Here is a 16,173-nt window from a genome sequence, read left to right as displayed (position 1 = left end):
GCCCGCTCAGTGTTGAGCGGGCGCGGATTGAAACAGCAGTGCCGCGCAAGGAAGCGCCCCCCGCAACTGTCGCCCGCTCAGTGTTGAGCGGGCGCGGATTGAAACTCATCATCGCCCGGTTCCGGCGAAACAGGCTGGGTGTCGCCCGCTCAGTGTTGAGCGGGCGCGGATTGAAACGCCTTCTGGCGCATTGCCTCGGTGACCGTCTTCGTCGCCCGCTCAGTGTAGAGCGGGCGCGGATTGAAACGAGGATCGCTTGCACGAAGAAGGCGCAATCCTCGTCGCCCGCTCAGTGTTGAGCGGGCGCGGATTGAAACGCGCAGCAGATATGCGCGCGATTCCGCATCCCCGTCGCCCGCTCAGTGTTGAGCGGGCGCGGTTTAAAAATTGCCGCAAGGCGCCTGGGAGAACACGACGACGGTCGCCCGCTCAGTCTTGAGCGGGGCGCGGATTGCGACCTGCAGACGCGGCCGGTGCGCATCGACCTGATTTGTCGCCCACTCAGTTTTGAGCGGGCGCGGCTAGAAACCACGCTAACGACGTTGGACACGGCATCTGGATCGGTCGCCCGCTCAGTCGGCGGTGCAGTATAAGCGGGCAGTTCTTTGAGAAAAACGTTGTCGACGATGTCCTGAGGACGCGGATTAGGACACCCGCTTTTCGAGAGGCAGAGAATCGACGCATTTTGCTCGCGTGCGTCAACGTGAGCATCCCAGACGACCAAAGGGCGGCCTTTCGGATTCTTAAGCGGCGCACGCTTTTCTTGTGGGGCTGCCCGTCGAGAGCGGGACAGATCTGCACTCTTGACCCAGCTCGGTGCGAAGTAAACAATCTCCCCCGTTGCCGCCCATTCGGCAACCGGGTTTTGCAGCCCGAACACCCAGGCGCACACAGCGCCGCACAGATATCCGGCGCTTTTTTTTGCCCGGAATTCGTGCGGCGTGGTCTGCCGATTTCTGGCGGCGGTGTGCGGGGAGCCGCAAGGCTCGCCGGTCCTGGGCCGGTCTGCAAACCCGCACACCGTTCGCCACCCTTTTCGTGGTTCCGGGTGGCGACTCCACGCAAAGGGAGTTGTCCATGGAAAATCGGTCTGCAGTTGGCGGCACTGAGCCGCGTCGTTGTTCCCTTGTCCGCATTGGCGGCGTTGTTCGCTGTTCCGGGAGGCGCGCGCCATGACTCGCCACGGTTCGTTCTTTCCCCTGCCCCGCGAAATGCCGTCGTGCCAGCCGGTGCTGTTTGCGTATGCGCTCGATACGCCGGAGCAGCGCGAGGCGTTGCAGCAGGAAATTCTGGATCGCGTCACCGCCATCAAGGAGCTGTGCGGGACGCTGTCGATGGCGCAGCTGGATGACGCGGATGCGCGCTCGCATTTCGGCATGGTCGAAGCGGTAGCGCTACTCTCGCGGGATGTGCACGGGATGCTGGACGCCTATTTCGATAATGGTCCGTAAGTTCACGGCTGCCGGGGCGGCGTCGCGCCGCTCCGGCGTTTGTGACTGGTGCAGCCCACCCGCCGGTTGAGGCGCGGTCCGATCGTGGCCGACACGGCCGAAGCGCAGACCTGCGCCGAATGCCTAGTCGACTGCGTGAAACACCACCTCACCTTCCGCGAGGTGGCCGGCTCCTCCCTCACCGACAAGGACCAACGGCAAACAGACCAGTTCATTGCCCAGCCACAGCACCAGCGCGCTGACTTCCCTGTTGCCGGACATTGAAAATGTGCCCGTTTTTCCTGCAAGCCTTTCAAGCGGCAGTGCTTCATTGAAGAAACCGCCGGCGCCGAAGAAGCGGAGCATACGCGTGGTGAACCTGGATGATTGGAACCTTATCTTCTTCTGAAACAGTCCGTAGGTGATCCATCCCGTGAATGAACCCGTTTCCTGACTGTATCCCCCGGACGCACTGATGAAGGCCAACTTCTTGCTGCCGTCCGGGCTTCCGGCACCCAGCAGCTTATGCCCGCCCGGTAGATTTGAAATGATCTCGAGTACGTCCCGATCCAATTTCGGAATCTGGGTGTCATTCTGTTCGGGGTTAGTCATAGCGACTCTCCAGGCCAGCGTTGATTTTCATGCCACGGAAAACGGGGCCACGCTCAGTTTCCGAGAAAACTGAGGGCGTCCACCCAGGACTTTCCAGCGGAAAACAACGGCTACACCTATCAAATGCGCCAATTGTGTCCATGCGGCATTTGACCGACACGCTGTTCTTTGACGGTAATCGCAACGGCATCGTCGACGGGAAGCAGGACGTCGGCCGTGCGGGTGGTTTCGTCGGCCCGTGACTGCGGTTGTTCGCTGACGTTGGCAACGACTCCGCGCGCCTCGTCTTGCGCGGGTGCGGATCAGAACGCCGTGGCGCGCAATAACGCGCAGTCGACGCGATGTCGCGCGCTCAGCATCGAGCGGGCGGGAACCCCAGTGAGGACAGCAACGCACAACGATCGCAGCACGTCGGCCGCGCGTTCTGTCTCGCGAGGACGGCTGGCAGCAATCCCACCTCGCTGATGCGGCCGGACAGCAGGGTTACGGCGATTCGTGCCCGGCCGCCGCCGGGCCGGAATTCCGTCAAAGCCCGCCCACGGCCTGCGCCACTGCGCGGAACAGTGCCCTGCCCTTGTTCATCGTCTCGTCCCATTCGGTCGCGGGGTCGGAGTCGTAGACGATGCCGGCGCCGGCCTGTACGTGCAGGCGGCCGTCCTGGATCACGGCGGTGCGGATCGCGATGGCGGTGTCGCCGTCGCCCCACCAGCCGATGTAGCCGACAGCGCCGGAGTAGATGTTGCGGCGGACGGGTTCGAGTTCCTGGATCACCTGGAGCGCGCGGATCTTCGGTGCGCCGCTGACGGTGCCGGCGGGGAAGCTCGCGCGCAGCACGTCCATGTAGCTGAGGCCCTCGGCGAGGTCGCCTTCGACCTGCGACACGATGTGCATGACGTGCGAATAGCGTTCGACCGCGAAGCGCTCGGTGACTTCGACCGAGCCCGTGCGCGAGATGCGGCCGACGTCGTTGCGGCCGAGGTCGATCAGCATCAGGTGTTCGGCGCGTTCCTTCGGATCGGCCAGCAGTTCGGCTTCGAGCGCCTGGTCGTGCTCGGGCGTGGCGCCGCGCGGGCGCGTGCCGGCGATCGGGCGCAGCACGACGCGGCCCTGCTTGAGACGCACGAGGATTTCCGGCGACGAGCCGACGATCTGGTAGCCGCCCAGATCGAGGAAGTACATGTACGGCGACGGATTCAGCGAGCGCAGCGCGCGATACACGTCGACCGGGCGCGCGCGGAACGGCACGCTCATGCGCTGCGACAGCACGACCTGGAACACGTCGCCGGAACGAATGTATTCCTTGCTTTTTTCCACCGCGTCGATGAATCCGTCGCGGGTGAAGCCGGAGACGAAATCGCTCTCGTCGAGCAGCTTCGGGTCGAGCACGTCGGGATAGCTCGATCCGGAGCGGCGCAGGCGGAAGCTGAGTTCGTCGAGGCGGCGCACCGCGCGCGCGTAGGCCTTGGGTTCGGCCGGATCCGCATGCACGATCAGATAGAGGCGGCCCTTGAGGTTGTCGAACACGGCGACTTCCTCCGACAGCATCAGCAGCGCGTCGGGCGTGCCGAGCTGGTCGGGCTTGTCCCAGCCGGCCAGGCGTGGCTCGATGTAGCCGATGGTTTCGAAACCGAAGAAGCCGACGAGGCCGCCGCTGAACGCGGGCATCTGCGGCAGGCACGGCACGCGGAACTGCTGGCGCAGGGTTTCGATGTCGTTGAGCGGATCGGCAAGCTCGCGCGTTTCGACGACTTCACCGAATTCGGAAACGGTCAGCGTATGGCCGCGCAGCGAATACACGCGCCGGCACGGCAGGCCGATGATGGAATGGCGACCCCAGCTCTCGCCGCCTTCGACCGATTCCAGCAGATAGGTATGCGGCCCGTCGGCCAGCTTCAGATATACCGACAGCGGCGTATCGAGGTCCGACAGCACTTCGCGCACGAGCGGTATGCGGTTGTAGCCGTCCGCGGCCAGCGCCTGGAATTCGTCCTGGGAAATCACGGCAAGTCTCGGGCAGGCGGGGCCGGGCACGATAGCAAGAGATGCGCGAGCGTGAAATCGTGCGGCGGAATAAGGCACGAACGGGTTGCCAGGCGTCGCGGGAGGGCGCGCAGGCCGTTGAGCCCGTGGCTCTTTCGTTGTGGCGCCCGTGATCGCCCAGGCACCGTTCAAGCGCGGCGCAGTCGGCTCAGCGCATCCGGCGCGTGGCCAGCACCGGTTCGCGCGGCATGCCGCGCAGGCGCAGGGTGAATTCCACGCCGTCGCCGCTCGCAAGGTTGTGCGCGGCGGCGCTGCCGCCGTGGCGTTCGGCGACGAGGCGCACGACGTAGAGGCCCAGGCCGAGGTGCGGCGCTTCGCCGCGCGACGCGCCTTCGCGCAGGCTGACCAGCGAGTCGAACAGCCGTCCCTGCATGGCCAGCGGCAGTTCCGGTCCCTGGTTGGCGACGCGCAGCAGCGCGCCGTCGGCAACGCTGTCGAGCGAGATGCGTATCCAGCCGGATTCCGGCGTGAACGAGCGCGCGTTGTCGAACAGCTTGTCGAGCGCCTGGGCGATGAGTTCGGGCGCGCCGTGCATGGGTACGCGTTGCGCGGGCACTTCGCAGTCGACGCGGCGCGGTGCGGCCAGCGGCCGGTACGCGTCGGCGCAGCCGCGTACGACCTCGGCGAGATCGAAATCCTCGCCGTCGGCCGAGGCGATGGCGCGTTCCATGCGGCTGGATTCGCTCATCGCGCGCACGATGTGGGTGAGCCGGTCCGCGCCGTCACGCGCGCGCACCACGTAGGCGCGCGCGTCGGAGGAAATCGGGTGGTGCTCGAGATTGTCGAGCGAGGACTTCACGATCGCGAGCGGCGTGTGCAGTTCGTGCGAAAGCTTGGATGCGAGCGTGCGCAGGTAGTCGGTATAGGCGCCGACCGCGTCGAGCAGCTGCTGGAAGCTGCGCGCGAGATCGCCGAGTTCGTCGCGCGTGTCGGTCAGCGGTACGCGGCCCTGGATGCGGCCGTCGGCAGCGAGCGCGCGCTCGGCCCCGTCGCGCAGCCGGCGTATGCGCACCGACAGCCAGGTCGCGAACACGAACAGCACGCCGCCAGCGAGCAGTAGCGCGGCGATGCTGACCAGGGCCAGGCGCTGCAGCGCGGCGTCGGTCAGCAGTGGCAGCGCGGTGTTCACCTGTTCCAGTACCAGTGCGCCGCGGATCTCGCCGCGCAACTGCAGCGGCAGTGCCGCGACCAGCACGACATCGCCCTGCCCTGCGCCGGCGCGCCAGCTCGCCGAAGGCACGCCGGACAGCGCCTGCCAGAGTTCGGCCGCATCCACGCGCGGCCGCGACTGCGCGAGGCTTTCGGTGCCCTGCAGCGAGGGTGCGATGAGCCAGCGGTAGGACCAGCGCGCGAGCGCCGAGGGCTGCGGCGTGGTGGTGTCGGCCGGGCCGGCCGCGAGTTCGCCGCTTTCGGCCAGCAGCCAGCCTTCGCCGCTGATCAGGCGCGCGCGCGTCGACTCGGGCGCGAACTGCGCCAGCTCGGCCGCGAGCGTCGCCGAGTACGCGAGCAGCGGCAGGCGCTCGAGCGTGACGACGCTGTCGCTGCTGCCGCCGGCATCGATCAGGCGCAGCGACAGGCGTTCGGGCCGCTGCGCGCGCGGCAGGCGCAGCTCGATGCGATAGCCCGCCGCGTCTTCCTGCCATTCGCCGTTGAGGCTCACCGGCAGGCCGGCGCCGTCGGCGCCGCGCGGCACGGCGTCGAACGAACCGGGTGCGGCGCTGGCGATGAGGTAACTGCGCTCGCCCTCGCCGCGACCGAGGCTCAGCTCGATGCGGTCGGCCTGCTGCACCTGCCCGTCGCGCGCATCGGCGCGCCGGCGCGTGGCGTCGCGCACTTCGGCCAGCAGATAGAACCAGGCCGCGTCCTCGGCCAGTGTCAATTTCAACTTTTGCGCATCCTGCACCGGCCCGAGGTTCTGCGAGTAACCGCGCAGATCGAGCCAGTCGTCCGCATAGCCGTCGACCTGCAGCGGCGTTTCCAGTTCATGCACGTAGAGCGCAGCGCCGGGCTGCGGCAGCTCCGCGTTGATCGCGGCGAGGCTGCGCGCCAGCGCCTTGCCCGACGCGATCAGCGTCTGTTCCTGGCCTTGCCGCAGCAGCACTTCCATCTGGCGCACGAACTGCCAGCCGGCCCAAGGAAGGGCCAGCATGGCGAGGGCGACGAGCAGGAGTTTGCGGCGCAGGGACATGGTCAGCAGAAAGGACTGGAAAGGAGTGAGAAACGAGTGAAACGCGGCCTCGCTCTGCCTTCACTCATTTCTCACTCCTCTCCCCTCTCCACTGCCTCACGGCCGCCAGCGATAGCCGACGCCATGCACCGTGTCGATCGCGTCGAAGTCGGCGTCGATAGCGAGGAATTTCTTGCGGATGCGCTTGATGTGCGAGGTGATGGTCGCGTCGTCGACGACGACCTGGGCTTCGCGCATGAGCTGGTCGCGGTTCTTCACGTGGCCGGGGAAGCGCACCATCGTATGCACCATCCAGAATTCGGTCACGGTCAGCGGCACTTCCTCGCCGTTCCAGGTGATGCGCATGCGTTCCTGCTCGAGCTTGAGCGGGCCGTGTGCGATCACGCTCTCGGCTTCGGCCGGCTTGCGCAGCGCGTCCATGCGCCGCAGCAGCGCGCTGATGCGCGCGGCGAGCTGGTGCAGCGAGACGTCCTTGGTCAGGTAGTCGTCGGCGCCCAGGCGCAGGCCGGAGATCACGTCGAGGTCCGAATCGCGCGCGGTCAGGAACAGGATCGGCAGCGTGGCGGCGCGCGTGCGCAGGGCGCGGCACAGATCGAAGCCGCCTTCGGGCTCGTCGCCCAGGCCGATGTCGATGATGACCAGCTCCGGCAGGCGCAGCGCGAATGCCGTCTCGGCCTCCGGGCGTGAGGCGTAGCCGCGCACCTCGTAGCCGAAGCGGGTCAGGGCTTCCACGTAGTTGGCGCGGATCAGCGGTTCGTCTTCTACGATGGCAATGCTGCGGGGCATGGTCGGTGCTCGTGGTGGCTGGGCGGCACTGTATCGGCCCCGTGCGACCGGCCGCAACGCCGTCGCAGCGATTGCCCGCGAATTGCCAGATTTCGCTGGTGGAATGGCCCGCATACGCAGCAGACCGGCCCAGTCCGGCGCTTGAATGGCCACACCGACCCGGGACCACCACACCATGCAGAACCGCAACGCCGAACCCAACGCCGAACTCAAGAGCAGCTTCGAACCGCTGCGCGTGCTGTTCGCACTGGGCGCACTGATCCTCGGCTGCATCGCGGCAATACAGGTTGGGTGAGTCCGCGGGACGGCCCATTCCCACACCGAAGGTTGCTCCATGGACGTCTGCCTGCCCGAAGAATTCCTGCGCCTGACCGCCACCGAAGCGTCTACCGATAGCGTTGGCCACGGCGACTGGCTCGGCGCCGAGGCCTGGGTCACGCCGCCGCTGCCTGCCGCGAACAAGCCGCCGCGCAAGTCGCCGCGCACGCCATTGCGCGATGATCCGACGTGGCGTGTGATCTGAAGCGGATGACGTGCCGAGCGCGGCGACAACGCCGCGCTTTTTCCACAATTCAACGATACGTGATGTATAGCGTGACCAGTACACGCCGCCGCACTGCACTCGCATCCCGGGCGCCGTCTCCCGGCGATTCCTCCTCCGCGTCACCCCCATCCTCTGCTGTCCACGAACTGCCGCGAACGCCCGATCGGCGTTCAATATGGCGCTCCTTGCGATCGTCACCGCGTCGCATTGCTATGCGGCTTCGCGGTCGATCTGCGAAGCCAGAAAAAAGCCATCGCGATTCCGCGTTCCGCCACGCAGTCGCAATAACGCCAGCCTATGCGCCGCCGATCCTGCCGCCACGGCAGCCGCCGTAGTCCCCAACGCGCAGAGCGGCACATGTTCACTACCCTACGCAGCTTTCTTGTCCTTGCCCTGCTCGCTGCGGTCGTTGCCGCGCAACCGGCACGGGCCGACAGCGGTGCCCTGAGCATCACCCATGCCGACGGCAGCCGCACCGACGTGGCCAGTCTCGACACCACGGTCGACCTGCAGATCCACGGCCTGATCGCCGAAGTACGCGTCAAGCAGCGATTCCGCAACAGCGGAGCGGTCTGGCAGGAAGGCCAGTACCTGCTGCCGCTGCCGGAAGGTGCGGCGGTGCACGCGATGACGCTACGTATCGGCGAACGCCTGATCGTCGGCGAGATCCGCGAAAAGGAAGCCGCGCGTAGCGAATATGCCCAGGCCGTCGCGAGCGGGCGCAAGGCCAGCCTCGTCGAAGCACAAGGAGCGAACCTGTTCCGCACGGCGATCACCAATGTCGCGTCCGGCGAAACGGTCGATGTGGAGATCGCCTACTGGCAGCAGGTCGCTTTTCGCGACGGCGAGTTCTCGCTGGTGTTTCCGCTGACGTTCACGCCGCGCTATGCACTGCAGGACGCAGCGGGACTCGTGCGCGCGCAGCCTGAGGCCACGCCCGACGATGCAGGCGACGCCATCGCCGCAGCGGTCGACGCGACGGAACCGCGCGCGACGGTCGCGGTGGCGGCAGCACCGGGCGCGACGGTCGGCGCACCGACCGTGGTCATCAGCGCGCTGCTCGATCCGGGCTTGTCGCTGGAGCGCGTCGAGTCCTCGACACACGCGCTCGCGATCGAGCAGAACGGCCAGCGCTACGCGATACGCCTCGCCGACGACGTGGTCGCATCGGATCGCGATTTCGTGCTGCGCTGGCGCGCGAAACCGTCGGCGACGCCGACCGCCGCGCTGCTGCGCGAACCGGCCGGCGACGACCAGTACGCGCTGCTGATGCTGCTGCCGCCGACGCAGCCGGCCGCGGCGCTGCCGCGCGAACTGATCCTCGTGATCGACACCTCGGGCTCGATGGAAGGTCAATCCATCGTGCAGGCGCGCGCCGCGCTGGATGTGGCCTTGCAGCGCCTGACGCCGCGCGACCGCTTCAACGTGATCCAGTTCAACTCGGTGACTTCGGCGTTGTTCGAGCACGCCGTCGAGGCCACGGCCAGGGACGTGGCGCTCGCGCGCGAGTGGGTCGCGCAGCTGCGCGCGACCGGCGGCACCGAGATGGTGCCGGCGATGCAATGGGCACTGCGTGACGCGGCGCCTGCGGGCTACCTGCGCCAGGTCGTGTTCGTCACCGATGGCGCGGTCGAACGGGCCGACGCCTTGTATACGACTATAGAAACGCAGCTCGGCCAGTCGCGCCTGTTTCCGGTGGGCATCGGCAGCGCGCCGAATGCGCAGTTCCTGCGCAGGGCCGGCGAACTCGGCCGCGGCAGTTCGGCCGTGATTCGCAATCTCGGCGAAGTCGGCGAGGAAATGCAGACGCTGTTCGCCAAGCTCGACCGCCCGGCCCTGCGCGATCTGCACTTGAGCCTGCCGGTGCAGGCCGAAGTCTATCCGCAGCGCCTGCCCGACCTGTACGAAGGCGAGCCGCTGCTGCTGATCGCCAAGCTGCCGGCCACCACGAAAGGCGGCCGTGTGCAGATCGAAGGCCAGCTCGCCGGCGCGCCCTGGTCGCAGCAGCTGACCCTGGACCTGCACGGACAGTCCAAAGGCCTGGGACGTCTCTGGGCACAGCGCAAGATCGAGGCGCTGGACGACGCACTGCGTCGCGGCGGCGACGAGACCGCGCTGCGCGCCGAACTGATAGGCGTGGCGCTGCAGCACCACTTGGTCAGCCGCTTCACAAGCCTTGTCGCGATCGACCGGACACCGCAGCGCCCGGTCGATGCCGCACTGCAGCCGGTCGACATCGCCAATGCCGATCCTGCCGGTAGCCTGGCCTTTGCGCAGACCGCGACCTCGGCACGGCAATGGCTGGCGCTGGGCCTGATCGCGCTGCTGCTTGCCGCGGCACTGCAGTGGCGCGCGCCGCGGCAACGCGCGTTTGCTGCCTGATCAGGCGGCGACGACATGCGCAACACTCGCCGCCGGATGACGTGGCTGCTGCTCGCGCTGGCCGCGGTGCTGCTCGGCAACGCCGGCTATCTGCACGCCAAGGCCGCGCTCGCGCAGGTACTGCTGGAACGCGCGTGGCAGCGCCAACTCGCCGGCGATACCGCGGCCAAGCCCTGGCCCTGGGCCGACACGCGGCCGCTCGCGCGGCTGCGCGTGGCCGCGCTGGACATCGACCAGATCGTGCTGGCCGGCGACTCCGGCCGCAGCCTCGCCTTCGGCCCGGCCTGGAACGAGGCGAGCTCCCTGCCCGGCAGCGGAGGCACCAGCGTCATCAGCGGCCATCGCGATACGCATTTTTCCTTTTTGAAAAATATCGGCAACGGCGACATCGTCGAGATCGAACGTGCCGGTACTCGCCTGCGCTATCGCGTCGCCCGCCATGCGATCGTCGACGCACGCAGCATGCGCATCGCCACCCATGCGGGCGGCGATCGCCTGCTGCTCGTCACCTGCTATCCGTTCGACGACTGGGTCGCTGGAGGGCCGCTGCGGTATGTGGTCGAGGCGGAAGCGGTGATGCAGGAAATCAGGTAGAGGAGTGAGAAACGAGGGAAAGCCCTGGCAACGGCGCGCGCTCAACCGGCGCCGGCCAGCGCTTCGCGCATCGAGCGGATGACCTCGGCGTAGTCGGGCTTGGCGAAGATCGCCGAACCGGCGACGAAGGTGTCGGCGCCGGCGGCGGCGATCTCGGCGATGTTGTCGGGCTTCACGCCGCCGTCGATTTCCAGGCGTACGTCACGGCCGCTGCGGTCGATGAGTTCGCGCACGCGGCGCAGCTTGTCGAGCGCCGAAGGAATGAAGCTCTGGCCGCCGAAGCCCGGGTTGACCGACATGATCAGCACGAGATCGAGCTGGTCGAGCACATGGTCGAGATAATTGAGCGGCGTGGCCGGATTGAACACCAGGCCGGGCTTGCAGCCGTGCGAGCGGATCAGCTGGATCGTGCGGTCGACATGCTCGGACGCTTCGGGATGGAACGAAATATACGTTGCACCGGCCTTGGCGAAGTCCGGCACGATGCGGTCCACCGGCTTGACCATGAGGTGGACGTCGATCGGCGCGGTGATGCCGTGCTTGCGCAGCGCCTCGCAGATCAGCGGGCCGATGGTCAGGTTCGGCACGTAGTGGTTGTCCATCACGTCGAAGTGCACCCAGTCGGCGCCGGCGGCGATGACATTGTTCACTTCTTCACCCAGCCGCGCGAAATCGGCGGACAGGATGGACGGGGCGATGATGTCGGGCTGGCGGGACATGGCGGCGGACTCGTCGGGAAGGAAAGAGGGCTGGTCGGACAATCGCGCGCAGGTTCAGCGGAATCCGCGTTCCTGCTTGATGCGTTCGTAGGCGGTGTTGATGTCGCGCGCACGCTGTTCGGCGCGCTCGCGCAACGCGGCAGGCACGTCGCCGAGCTTGTCGGGATGATGCTCGCTCATGAGCTTGCGCCACGCGCGCTTGAGGCTGCGCTCGTCGGTGCCCCGCTCCACGCCGAGCACGGCGTAGGGGTCGGGTCCGCCGCCGGCGCGCGGCGGCGGCGCGGCGGATTGCGCGCGCGACTGGCCCGCCTCGCTCCAGACATAGCCCTTTCCGGCGGCAATCATCGCGATCTCGCGCTCGTGCACGCCGAGCGCCACGCAGAGGCGGCGCATGAGCTGCATGCGCTCGCTGCCCGCGCCGTCGGCGAAGACCACGTCAAGCAGCACATCGATGATCACGTAGGCGTGGTCGCGCCGGCCCAGGCTCCAGACGCGCAGTTCGTTGATCACGGGCTCGACGGCGAAGCCCGGCGTCTTGCCGGCATTGAAGCGGTGAATGGCCTCGTGGCGCTGTGCCGTGTCGAGGCCCATGCGCTGCATCAGGTGTTCGGTCGCGGCGATCTCGCGCTCGGACACGCGTCCGTCGGCCTTGGCCATCGCGCCGATCATGCCGAACAGCGAATCGATGAAGCTGCGTGCGACGCGCGATCGCGGCCGCGCGCGCGGCGTGAACGTGCCGTTGTCGAACAGATGGCCGGCGAGCACCCCCATGACGACACCGAGCGGGTGGCGCAGCAGCAGCAGGCCGAGCAGGCCGCCGATGAGCTTGCCCAGCCAATGTTTCATCAGGGGGCCGGCGACTGCGCCGCGTACCAGGCCGCCAGCGCGTCGAGTTCGGCGACGCTGAGCGCGCCGACCGCGGCGCGCATCACGGCCACGTCGCGCGCGCCGCTGCGATAGGCCGCGAGCGAGGTCTTCAGGTAATCCAGATCCTGTCCGGCAAGATGCGGCATGCCCTTCATGACCGCGCGGCCGCTTTCACCGTGGCAGGACGCGCACAGGCCGAGCCGGGCAGGCTTTTCCGGCGTCTGCGCGACAGCGAGTGAAGCAAACAGGCTTAACGCCGCCGCAGCGGCTGGGATCAGGTGGGACATGAGGCATACCGCGGCGGAAAACGGCGCGATTCTAGCCGGCGCGCCGCTACAATGCGCGTTTTCCCGCGGAGCCCGGCTTGTGCCTACGACCCTGAGCGAATCCCACCTGCCCGGCCTGGAGCTGATCCACCGCGGCAAGGTGCGCGACGTCTATGCGCTGTCGGCGCAGGAACTGCTGATCGTCGCGAGCGACCGCCTCAGCGCCTTCGACGTCGTGCTGCCCGATCCGATCCCAGGCAAGGGCGAGATGCTGTGCCAGATCTCCAACTTCTGGTTTGCGCGGACCGCCCACCTCGTACCGAATCATCTGACCGGCAAGGACATCGCGACCGTGCTGCCGGCCGGCACCGACCTGGCGACCTACGCGCGGCGCAGCGTCATCACGAAGCGCCTCAAGCCGGTGCCGGTCGAAGCCATCGCGCGCGGCTATCTGATCGGTTCGGGCTGGAAGGACTACCAGGCCACGGGCGCGCTCTGCGGCATCGCCCTGCCCGCCGGATTGCGCCAGGCCGAGCAGCTGCCCGAGCCGATCTTCACGCCGTCCACGAAAGCCTCGGTCGGCGACCACGACGAAAACATCAGCTTCGATACGCTGGTCGGCAAGGTCGGCGCGGAGATGGCCGAGCGCGTGCGCGACGCGACGCTGCGCATCTACCGCTGGGCCGCCGCCTTTGCCGCCGAGCGCGGCATCCTGATTGCCGACACCAAGTTCGAATTCGGCACCGACGAGGACGGCATGCTCTACGTCATGGACGAGATGCTGACGCCGGACTCCTCGCGCTTCTGGCCGGCCGACGAGTACCGCGTCGGCATCAGCCCGCCGAGCTACGACAAGCAGTTCGTGCGCGACTATCTCGAGACGCTGGACTGGAACAAGACCGCGCCCGGCCCGTCCGTGCCGGCACCGGTCATTGCTGCGACCGCGGCGAAATACGCCGAGGCCTTGAAGCGGCTGGCCGGCATCGTGCTGGACTGATTCCGGGAAGGCAGATCCCTGCGAGGGGCTTCGCTTCGCGAGCGGACTGCGCCGCGCGTCGACCCACCCGGTTGGCGTGACGGGTCGCAGGGCCTGACCGCCGTCGGGCGCAGCCGCTCGACAGCGGACACGGCCGGATTGATCGAGGTCAAGGCCCGAGGCCGGTGGCTGGCTAGGATGGCCCTCCACGCGCCCGCCTCAGAGCCGCCACTCCCATGCCCACCGAGTTGTTCCGCAACGGCAGTCATGCCTGCATCGCCTTCCACGATCTCGTCCGCGGTGACGACGGCGTGCAGGCCAACCAGTTCCTGATCCTCGACGGCGGCCAGTCGGCGCTGATCGATCCCGGCGGCGCGCTGCTCTATACGCCGCTGAGCATGGCCGTCTCGCGCTACATGCCGGTGCGCGAGCTGACTTACGTGCTCGCCTCGCACCAGGATCCGGACATCATCGGCTCGGTCGACCGCTGGCTGCTGTACACCTCGGCAACCATCGTCTGTTCGCGCCTCTGGGGACGCTTCATTCCGCACGGCGTGCCGCACTACCAGAAAGACTCCGGCGCGGACCGCTACCTGTTGCTGCCCGACCAGGGCGCCGAGATCCCGCTCGGCGGCACGCACCTGCGCGCGGTGCCAGCGCACTTTCTGCACAGCGTCGGCAATTTCCAGTTTTTCGATCCGGTCAGCCGCATCCTGTTCTCCGGCGACATGGGTGCATCCATGGTCGACACGAGCTACGAGCCCGTCCGCGATTTCGACGCACACGTGCCGACGATGGCCGCGTTCCATCGCCGCTATATGGCGGCCAACAAGGTCTGCCGGCTCTGGGCGCGCCGCGTGCGCGCGCTGGCGCCGGCGATGATCGTGCCGCAACACGGTCTGCCGATGGCCGATCCCGTGACGATAGGCCGCTTCCTCGACTGGATCGAAAACCTCGCCTGCGGCATCGACCTCATCGACGAGCACGACACCGTGTTTGGCTGAGCGCCACGTGCTGCGGTGCGCAACGACTGGCCCCGCGTACGCCGCGCCTTTCGCGGTAAGCTCGTCCATCCTCGCCAGCCTGCGGGAGCGCCGCCCATGAATGCCGCCGTTCACCCTGAAACCGACACACGCCGCGAAGTCGACCGCTGGCTCGGCAACTACGCCGAGGATCACCGCAACGCGACGAATGTGCTGATCCACTGGATCTGCGTGCCGGCCATCCTCTGGACCGTGATCGCCGCACTCTGGGTGGTGCCGGTGCCGTCGCTGCTCGGCCGCGCCGGACTCTGGGCCGGTGTCGCCATGTTCTTCGCGCTCGCGTTCTACCTGCGCCTGTCGCGTACGCTGGGCCTGGCCATGTTTGGCGTATTCGTCGTACTCGGCGGCGTCACCGAACTGCTGTATCGGGAGCTGGGACCCACCACCCTGCTCTATCTCGCGATCGGCGTGTTCGTCGTCGCGTGGATCGCGCAGTTCATCGGCCATCACATCGAAGGCAAGCGGCCGTCGTTCCTGACCGATATCGCCTACCTGCTGATCGGTCCGGCTTGGATCGTGGCGAAGCTGCTGCGCAGGGCCGGCATCGCGTATTGAATTCGCCGGCCAACAGCACCGGAGCAACGATCGCGCTCGAAGGTCCGCTGGCCGCGGGCTGCCTGCGCGCACTCGCGTCGCACGGTCCGCTGCAGAGTCTGTCGATCGACGATCGCGCGGTGTTTGGTCTGCGCCAGGCGCGCGAACTGTTGTCCCTGCCCGGCATCGACTGGCTGCGGCTGCGTTGTCCGGTCACGTGTGCCGCCGCAAGCGTGCTGCTGGGGATTCCCGGCCTGCGCACGCTTGAACTGGACACGTTGCAGGCCGGCGGCATCCTGCGCGGGTTCGATATACCGCGCACGCTCGAACGCTTCTATTGGCCCTGGTATGCGCTACGGCCTGACGATTTCGAGGCGATCGCGCAAAGCCCTACGTTGCGCGCGATCGGTACCGGTCACTCCGAGATCACGCCAACGGCGCTCGATGCGCTGCTCGCGATGCCGCGGCTCGAATCCCTGGACCTCGAATCCTGCGGCATCGACGATGCCCTGGCCTCGCGTCTGCGCACCGGCACGCCGCTGCGCAGCCTGTTCCTCGCGGTCAATCCGCTGACGCGCGTTGGTCTGCGCCACATTGTCGAACTGGAATCCCTACGCGAGCTGGATCTCTGGGAAACCGGAATCACGCTGGACGATCTCGAACTGTTGCAGGCGCTGCCGCAGCTCGAGTACCTGTCTCTTGGCTGCGGCGATCCTGAACACGCCACCCGCCGCTACGACCCGGACCGCCTGCTGCCGCTGCTCGCCCGATTGCCGTCGCTGCAGCGGCTGGAACTCGACGGAATTGTTTTGAACCAAACGCAACGTGCCGCGTATGCAGCGCGTTTTGCGGAGCTGAAACTGGTAGAGCGCTGAGGATCAGTCGCGCCGCTCGTCGATCGAGAACACCTTGCCGCCGCGGATCTCGAAGGTGACGGTCTTGCCGTCGATGGCGTATTGCCAGCGCTCGCCGACGCGTCCGCCTTCCCTGCTTTCGATGGGTTCCTTGAGCGTCGGCGTGCCGACGATCTGGGTGAGTTTGACGGCGCTGTCGCCGACGGTGATGACGCGGGTACCGCTACGGTAAGTGTCGGCGGCATTGGCAAGGCTGGCGGCAAGGAGGCCGGCCGCGAGGATCAGGAAACGCACGGGAATTCTCCAGGTGTGGAAACGGGTGAACGACCCGCGGCGCG

Annotated in this window: 17 protein-coding genes; 9 read left to right on the top strand and 8 right to left on the bottom strand. The window is 67.3% G+C overall.

From position 1 onward, the window contains the following. The first annotated feature begins 1,172 nt into the window (after positions 1 to 1,172). The gene (locus tag RUU78_RS23235; protein WP_313920148.1) at positions 1,173 to 1,451 is read left to right on the top strand and encodes a hypothetical protein; all 279 of its coding nucleotides are present in this window, start codon (positions 1,173 to 1,175) and stop codon (positions 1,449 to 1,451) included. A 123-nt stretch (positions 1,452 to 1,574) separates the two neighbouring features. On the opposite strand, the gene RUU78_RS23230 is transcribed toward RUU78_RS23235, so the two are convergent. From RUU78_RS23230 to pdsR, 4 genes are all read right to left on the bottom strand, one after another. Then, positions 1,575 to 2,042, bottom strand: a complete 468-nt coding sequence (locus RUU78_RS23230; RefSeq protein WP_313920147.1) for a hypothetical protein — start codon at positions 2,040 to 2,042, stop codon at positions 1,575 to 1,577. Positions 2,043 to 2,567: 525 nt separating this feature from the next. Then, complete coding sequence (gene trpE / locus RUU78_RS23225) at positions 2,568 to 4,043, bottom strand: anthranilate synthase component I (RefSeq protein WP_313920146.1); 1,476 nt, start codon at positions 4,041 to 4,043, stop codon at positions 2,568 to 2,570. A gap of 187 nt (positions 4,044 to 4,230) precedes the next feature. Further along, positions 4,231 to 6,270: an ATP-binding protein gene (locus RUU78_RS23220; protein ID WP_313920145.1), complete on the bottom strand. Its 2,040-nt coding sequence runs from the start codon at positions 6,268 to 6,270 to the stop codon at positions 4,231 to 4,233. Between the two features lie 96 nt (positions 6,271 to 6,366). Further along, positions 6,367 to 7,056 carry a proteobacterial dedicated sortase system response regulator gene (gene pdsR, locus RUU78_RS23215; RefSeq protein ID WP_313920144.1) on the bottom strand — a complete coding sequence of 230 codons (690 nt, stop codon included), beginning with the start codon at positions 7,054 to 7,056 and terminating at the stop codon, positions 6,367 to 6,369. 145 nt (positions 7,057 to 7,201) lie between these two features. On the opposite strand from pdsR, the gene RUU78_RS23210 reads away from it, so the two are divergent. The 4 genes from RUU78_RS23210 to RUU78_RS23195 all read left to right on the top strand — a co-directional run bounded on the left by RUU78_RS23210 (position 7,202) and on the right by RUU78_RS23195 (position 10,576). After that, on the top strand, positions 7,202 to 7,351 hold the full coding sequence (locus RUU78_RS23210) for a hypothetical protein (protein WP_313920143.1): 150 nt from the start codon (positions 7,202 to 7,204) through the stop codon (positions 7,349 to 7,351). 39 nt (positions 7,352 to 7,390) lie between these two features. Then, the gene (locus RUU78_RS23205; RefSeq protein WP_313920142.1) at positions 7,391 to 7,579 is read left to right on the top strand and encodes a hypothetical protein; all 189 of its coding nucleotides are present in this window, start codon (positions 7,391 to 7,393) and stop codon (positions 7,577 to 7,579) included. A 378-nt stretch (positions 7,580 to 7,957) separates the two neighbouring features. After that, the gene (locus RUU78_RS23200) at positions 7,958 to 9,982 is read left to right on the top strand and encodes a marine proteobacterial sortase target protein (RefSeq protein ID WP_313920141.1); all 2,025 of its coding nucleotides are present in this window, start codon (positions 7,958 to 7,960) and stop codon (positions 9,980 to 9,982) included. A 15-nt stretch (positions 9,983 to 9,997) separates the two neighbouring features. Next, the gene (locus RUU78_RS23195; protein WP_313920140.1) at positions 9,998 to 10,576 is read left to right on the top strand and encodes a class GN sortase; all 579 of its coding nucleotides are present in this window, start codon (positions 9,998 to 10,000) and stop codon (positions 10,574 to 10,576) included. A 41-nt stretch (positions 10,577 to 10,617) separates the two neighbouring features. On the opposite strand, the gene rpe is transcribed toward RUU78_RS23195, so the two are convergent. Genes rpe through RUU78_RS23180 form a run of 3 tightly spaced genes read right to left on the bottom strand, consistent with a single transcriptional unit; the run spans position 10,618 to position 12,449 of the window. Continuing rightward, on the bottom strand, positions 10,618 to 11,295 hold the full coding sequence (gene rpe / locus RUU78_RS23190) for a ribulose-phosphate 3-epimerase (protein ID WP_313920139.1): 678 nt from the start codon (positions 11,293 to 11,295) through the stop codon (positions 10,618 to 10,620). 54 nt (positions 11,296 to 11,349) lie between these two features. Beyond that, a complete protein-coding gene (gene djlA / locus RUU78_RS23185) occupies positions 11,350 to 12,141 on the bottom strand; it encodes a co-chaperone DjlA (RefSeq protein ID WP_313920138.1) in 792 nt (263 codons plus the stop codon). Then, complete coding sequence (locus RUU78_RS23180) at positions 12,141 to 12,449, bottom strand: c-type cytochrome (protein ID WP_313920137.1); 309 nt, start codon at positions 12,447 to 12,449, stop codon at positions 12,141 to 12,143. The genes djlA and RUU78_RS23180 overlap by 1 nt, the downstream gene beginning before the upstream one ends. A 79-nt stretch (positions 12,450 to 12,528) precedes the next feature. Between RUU78_RS23180 and RUU78_RS23175 the strand changes: the two genes are divergently transcribed. The 4 genes from RUU78_RS23175 (at position 12,529) to RUU78_RS23160 (ending at position 15,856) form a co-directional block, all read left to right on the top strand. Next, positions 12,529 to 13,425, top strand: a complete 897-nt coding sequence (locus RUU78_RS23175) for a phosphoribosylaminoimidazolesuccinocarboxamide synthase (RefSeq protein ID WP_313920136.1) — start codon at positions 12,529 to 12,531, stop codon at positions 13,423 to 13,425. A 215-nt stretch (positions 13,426 to 13,640) separates the two neighbouring features. Further along, positions 13,641 to 14,408 carry an MBL fold metallo-hydrolase gene (locus tag RUU78_RS23170; RefSeq protein WP_313920135.1) on the top strand — a complete coding sequence of 256 codons (768 nt, stop codon included), beginning with the start codon at positions 13,641 to 13,643 and terminating at the stop codon, positions 14,406 to 14,408. Positions 14,409 to 14,504: 96 nt separating this feature from the next. Further along, positions 14,505 to 15,002: an Mpo1-like protein gene (locus RUU78_RS23165; RefSeq protein WP_313920134.1), complete on the top strand. Its 498-nt coding sequence runs from the start codon at positions 14,505 to 14,507 to the stop codon at positions 15,000 to 15,002. Beyond that, positions 14,999 to 15,856: a hypothetical protein gene (locus RUU78_RS23160; RefSeq protein ID WP_313920133.1), complete on the top strand. Its 858-nt coding sequence runs from the start codon at positions 14,999 to 15,001 to the stop codon at positions 15,854 to 15,856. The genes RUU78_RS23165 and RUU78_RS23160 overlap by 4 nt, the downstream gene beginning before the upstream one ends. 3 nt (positions 15,857 to 15,859) lie before the next feature. Here RUU78_RS23160 and RUU78_RS23155 read toward each other — a convergent pair whose 3' ends face one another. Continuing rightward, positions 15,860 to 16,129 carry a DUF2845 domain-containing protein gene (locus RUU78_RS23155; RefSeq protein ID WP_313920132.1) on the bottom strand — a complete coding sequence of 90 codons (270 nt, stop codon included), beginning with the start codon at positions 16,127 to 16,129 and terminating at the stop codon, positions 15,860 to 15,862. Positions 16,130 to 16,173: the final 44 nt, after the last annotated feature.

Origin of the sequence: Tahibacter sp. (assembly GCF_032229445.1) — a bacterium.
In the GTDB taxonomy this organism is placed as follows: Bacteria; Pseudomonadota; Gammaproteobacteria; order Xanthomonadales; family Rhodanobacteraceae; genus Tahibacter.
Note: the sequence above shows the minus strand (reverse complement) of the source record. Positions and strands in the feature narration are given on the sequence as shown.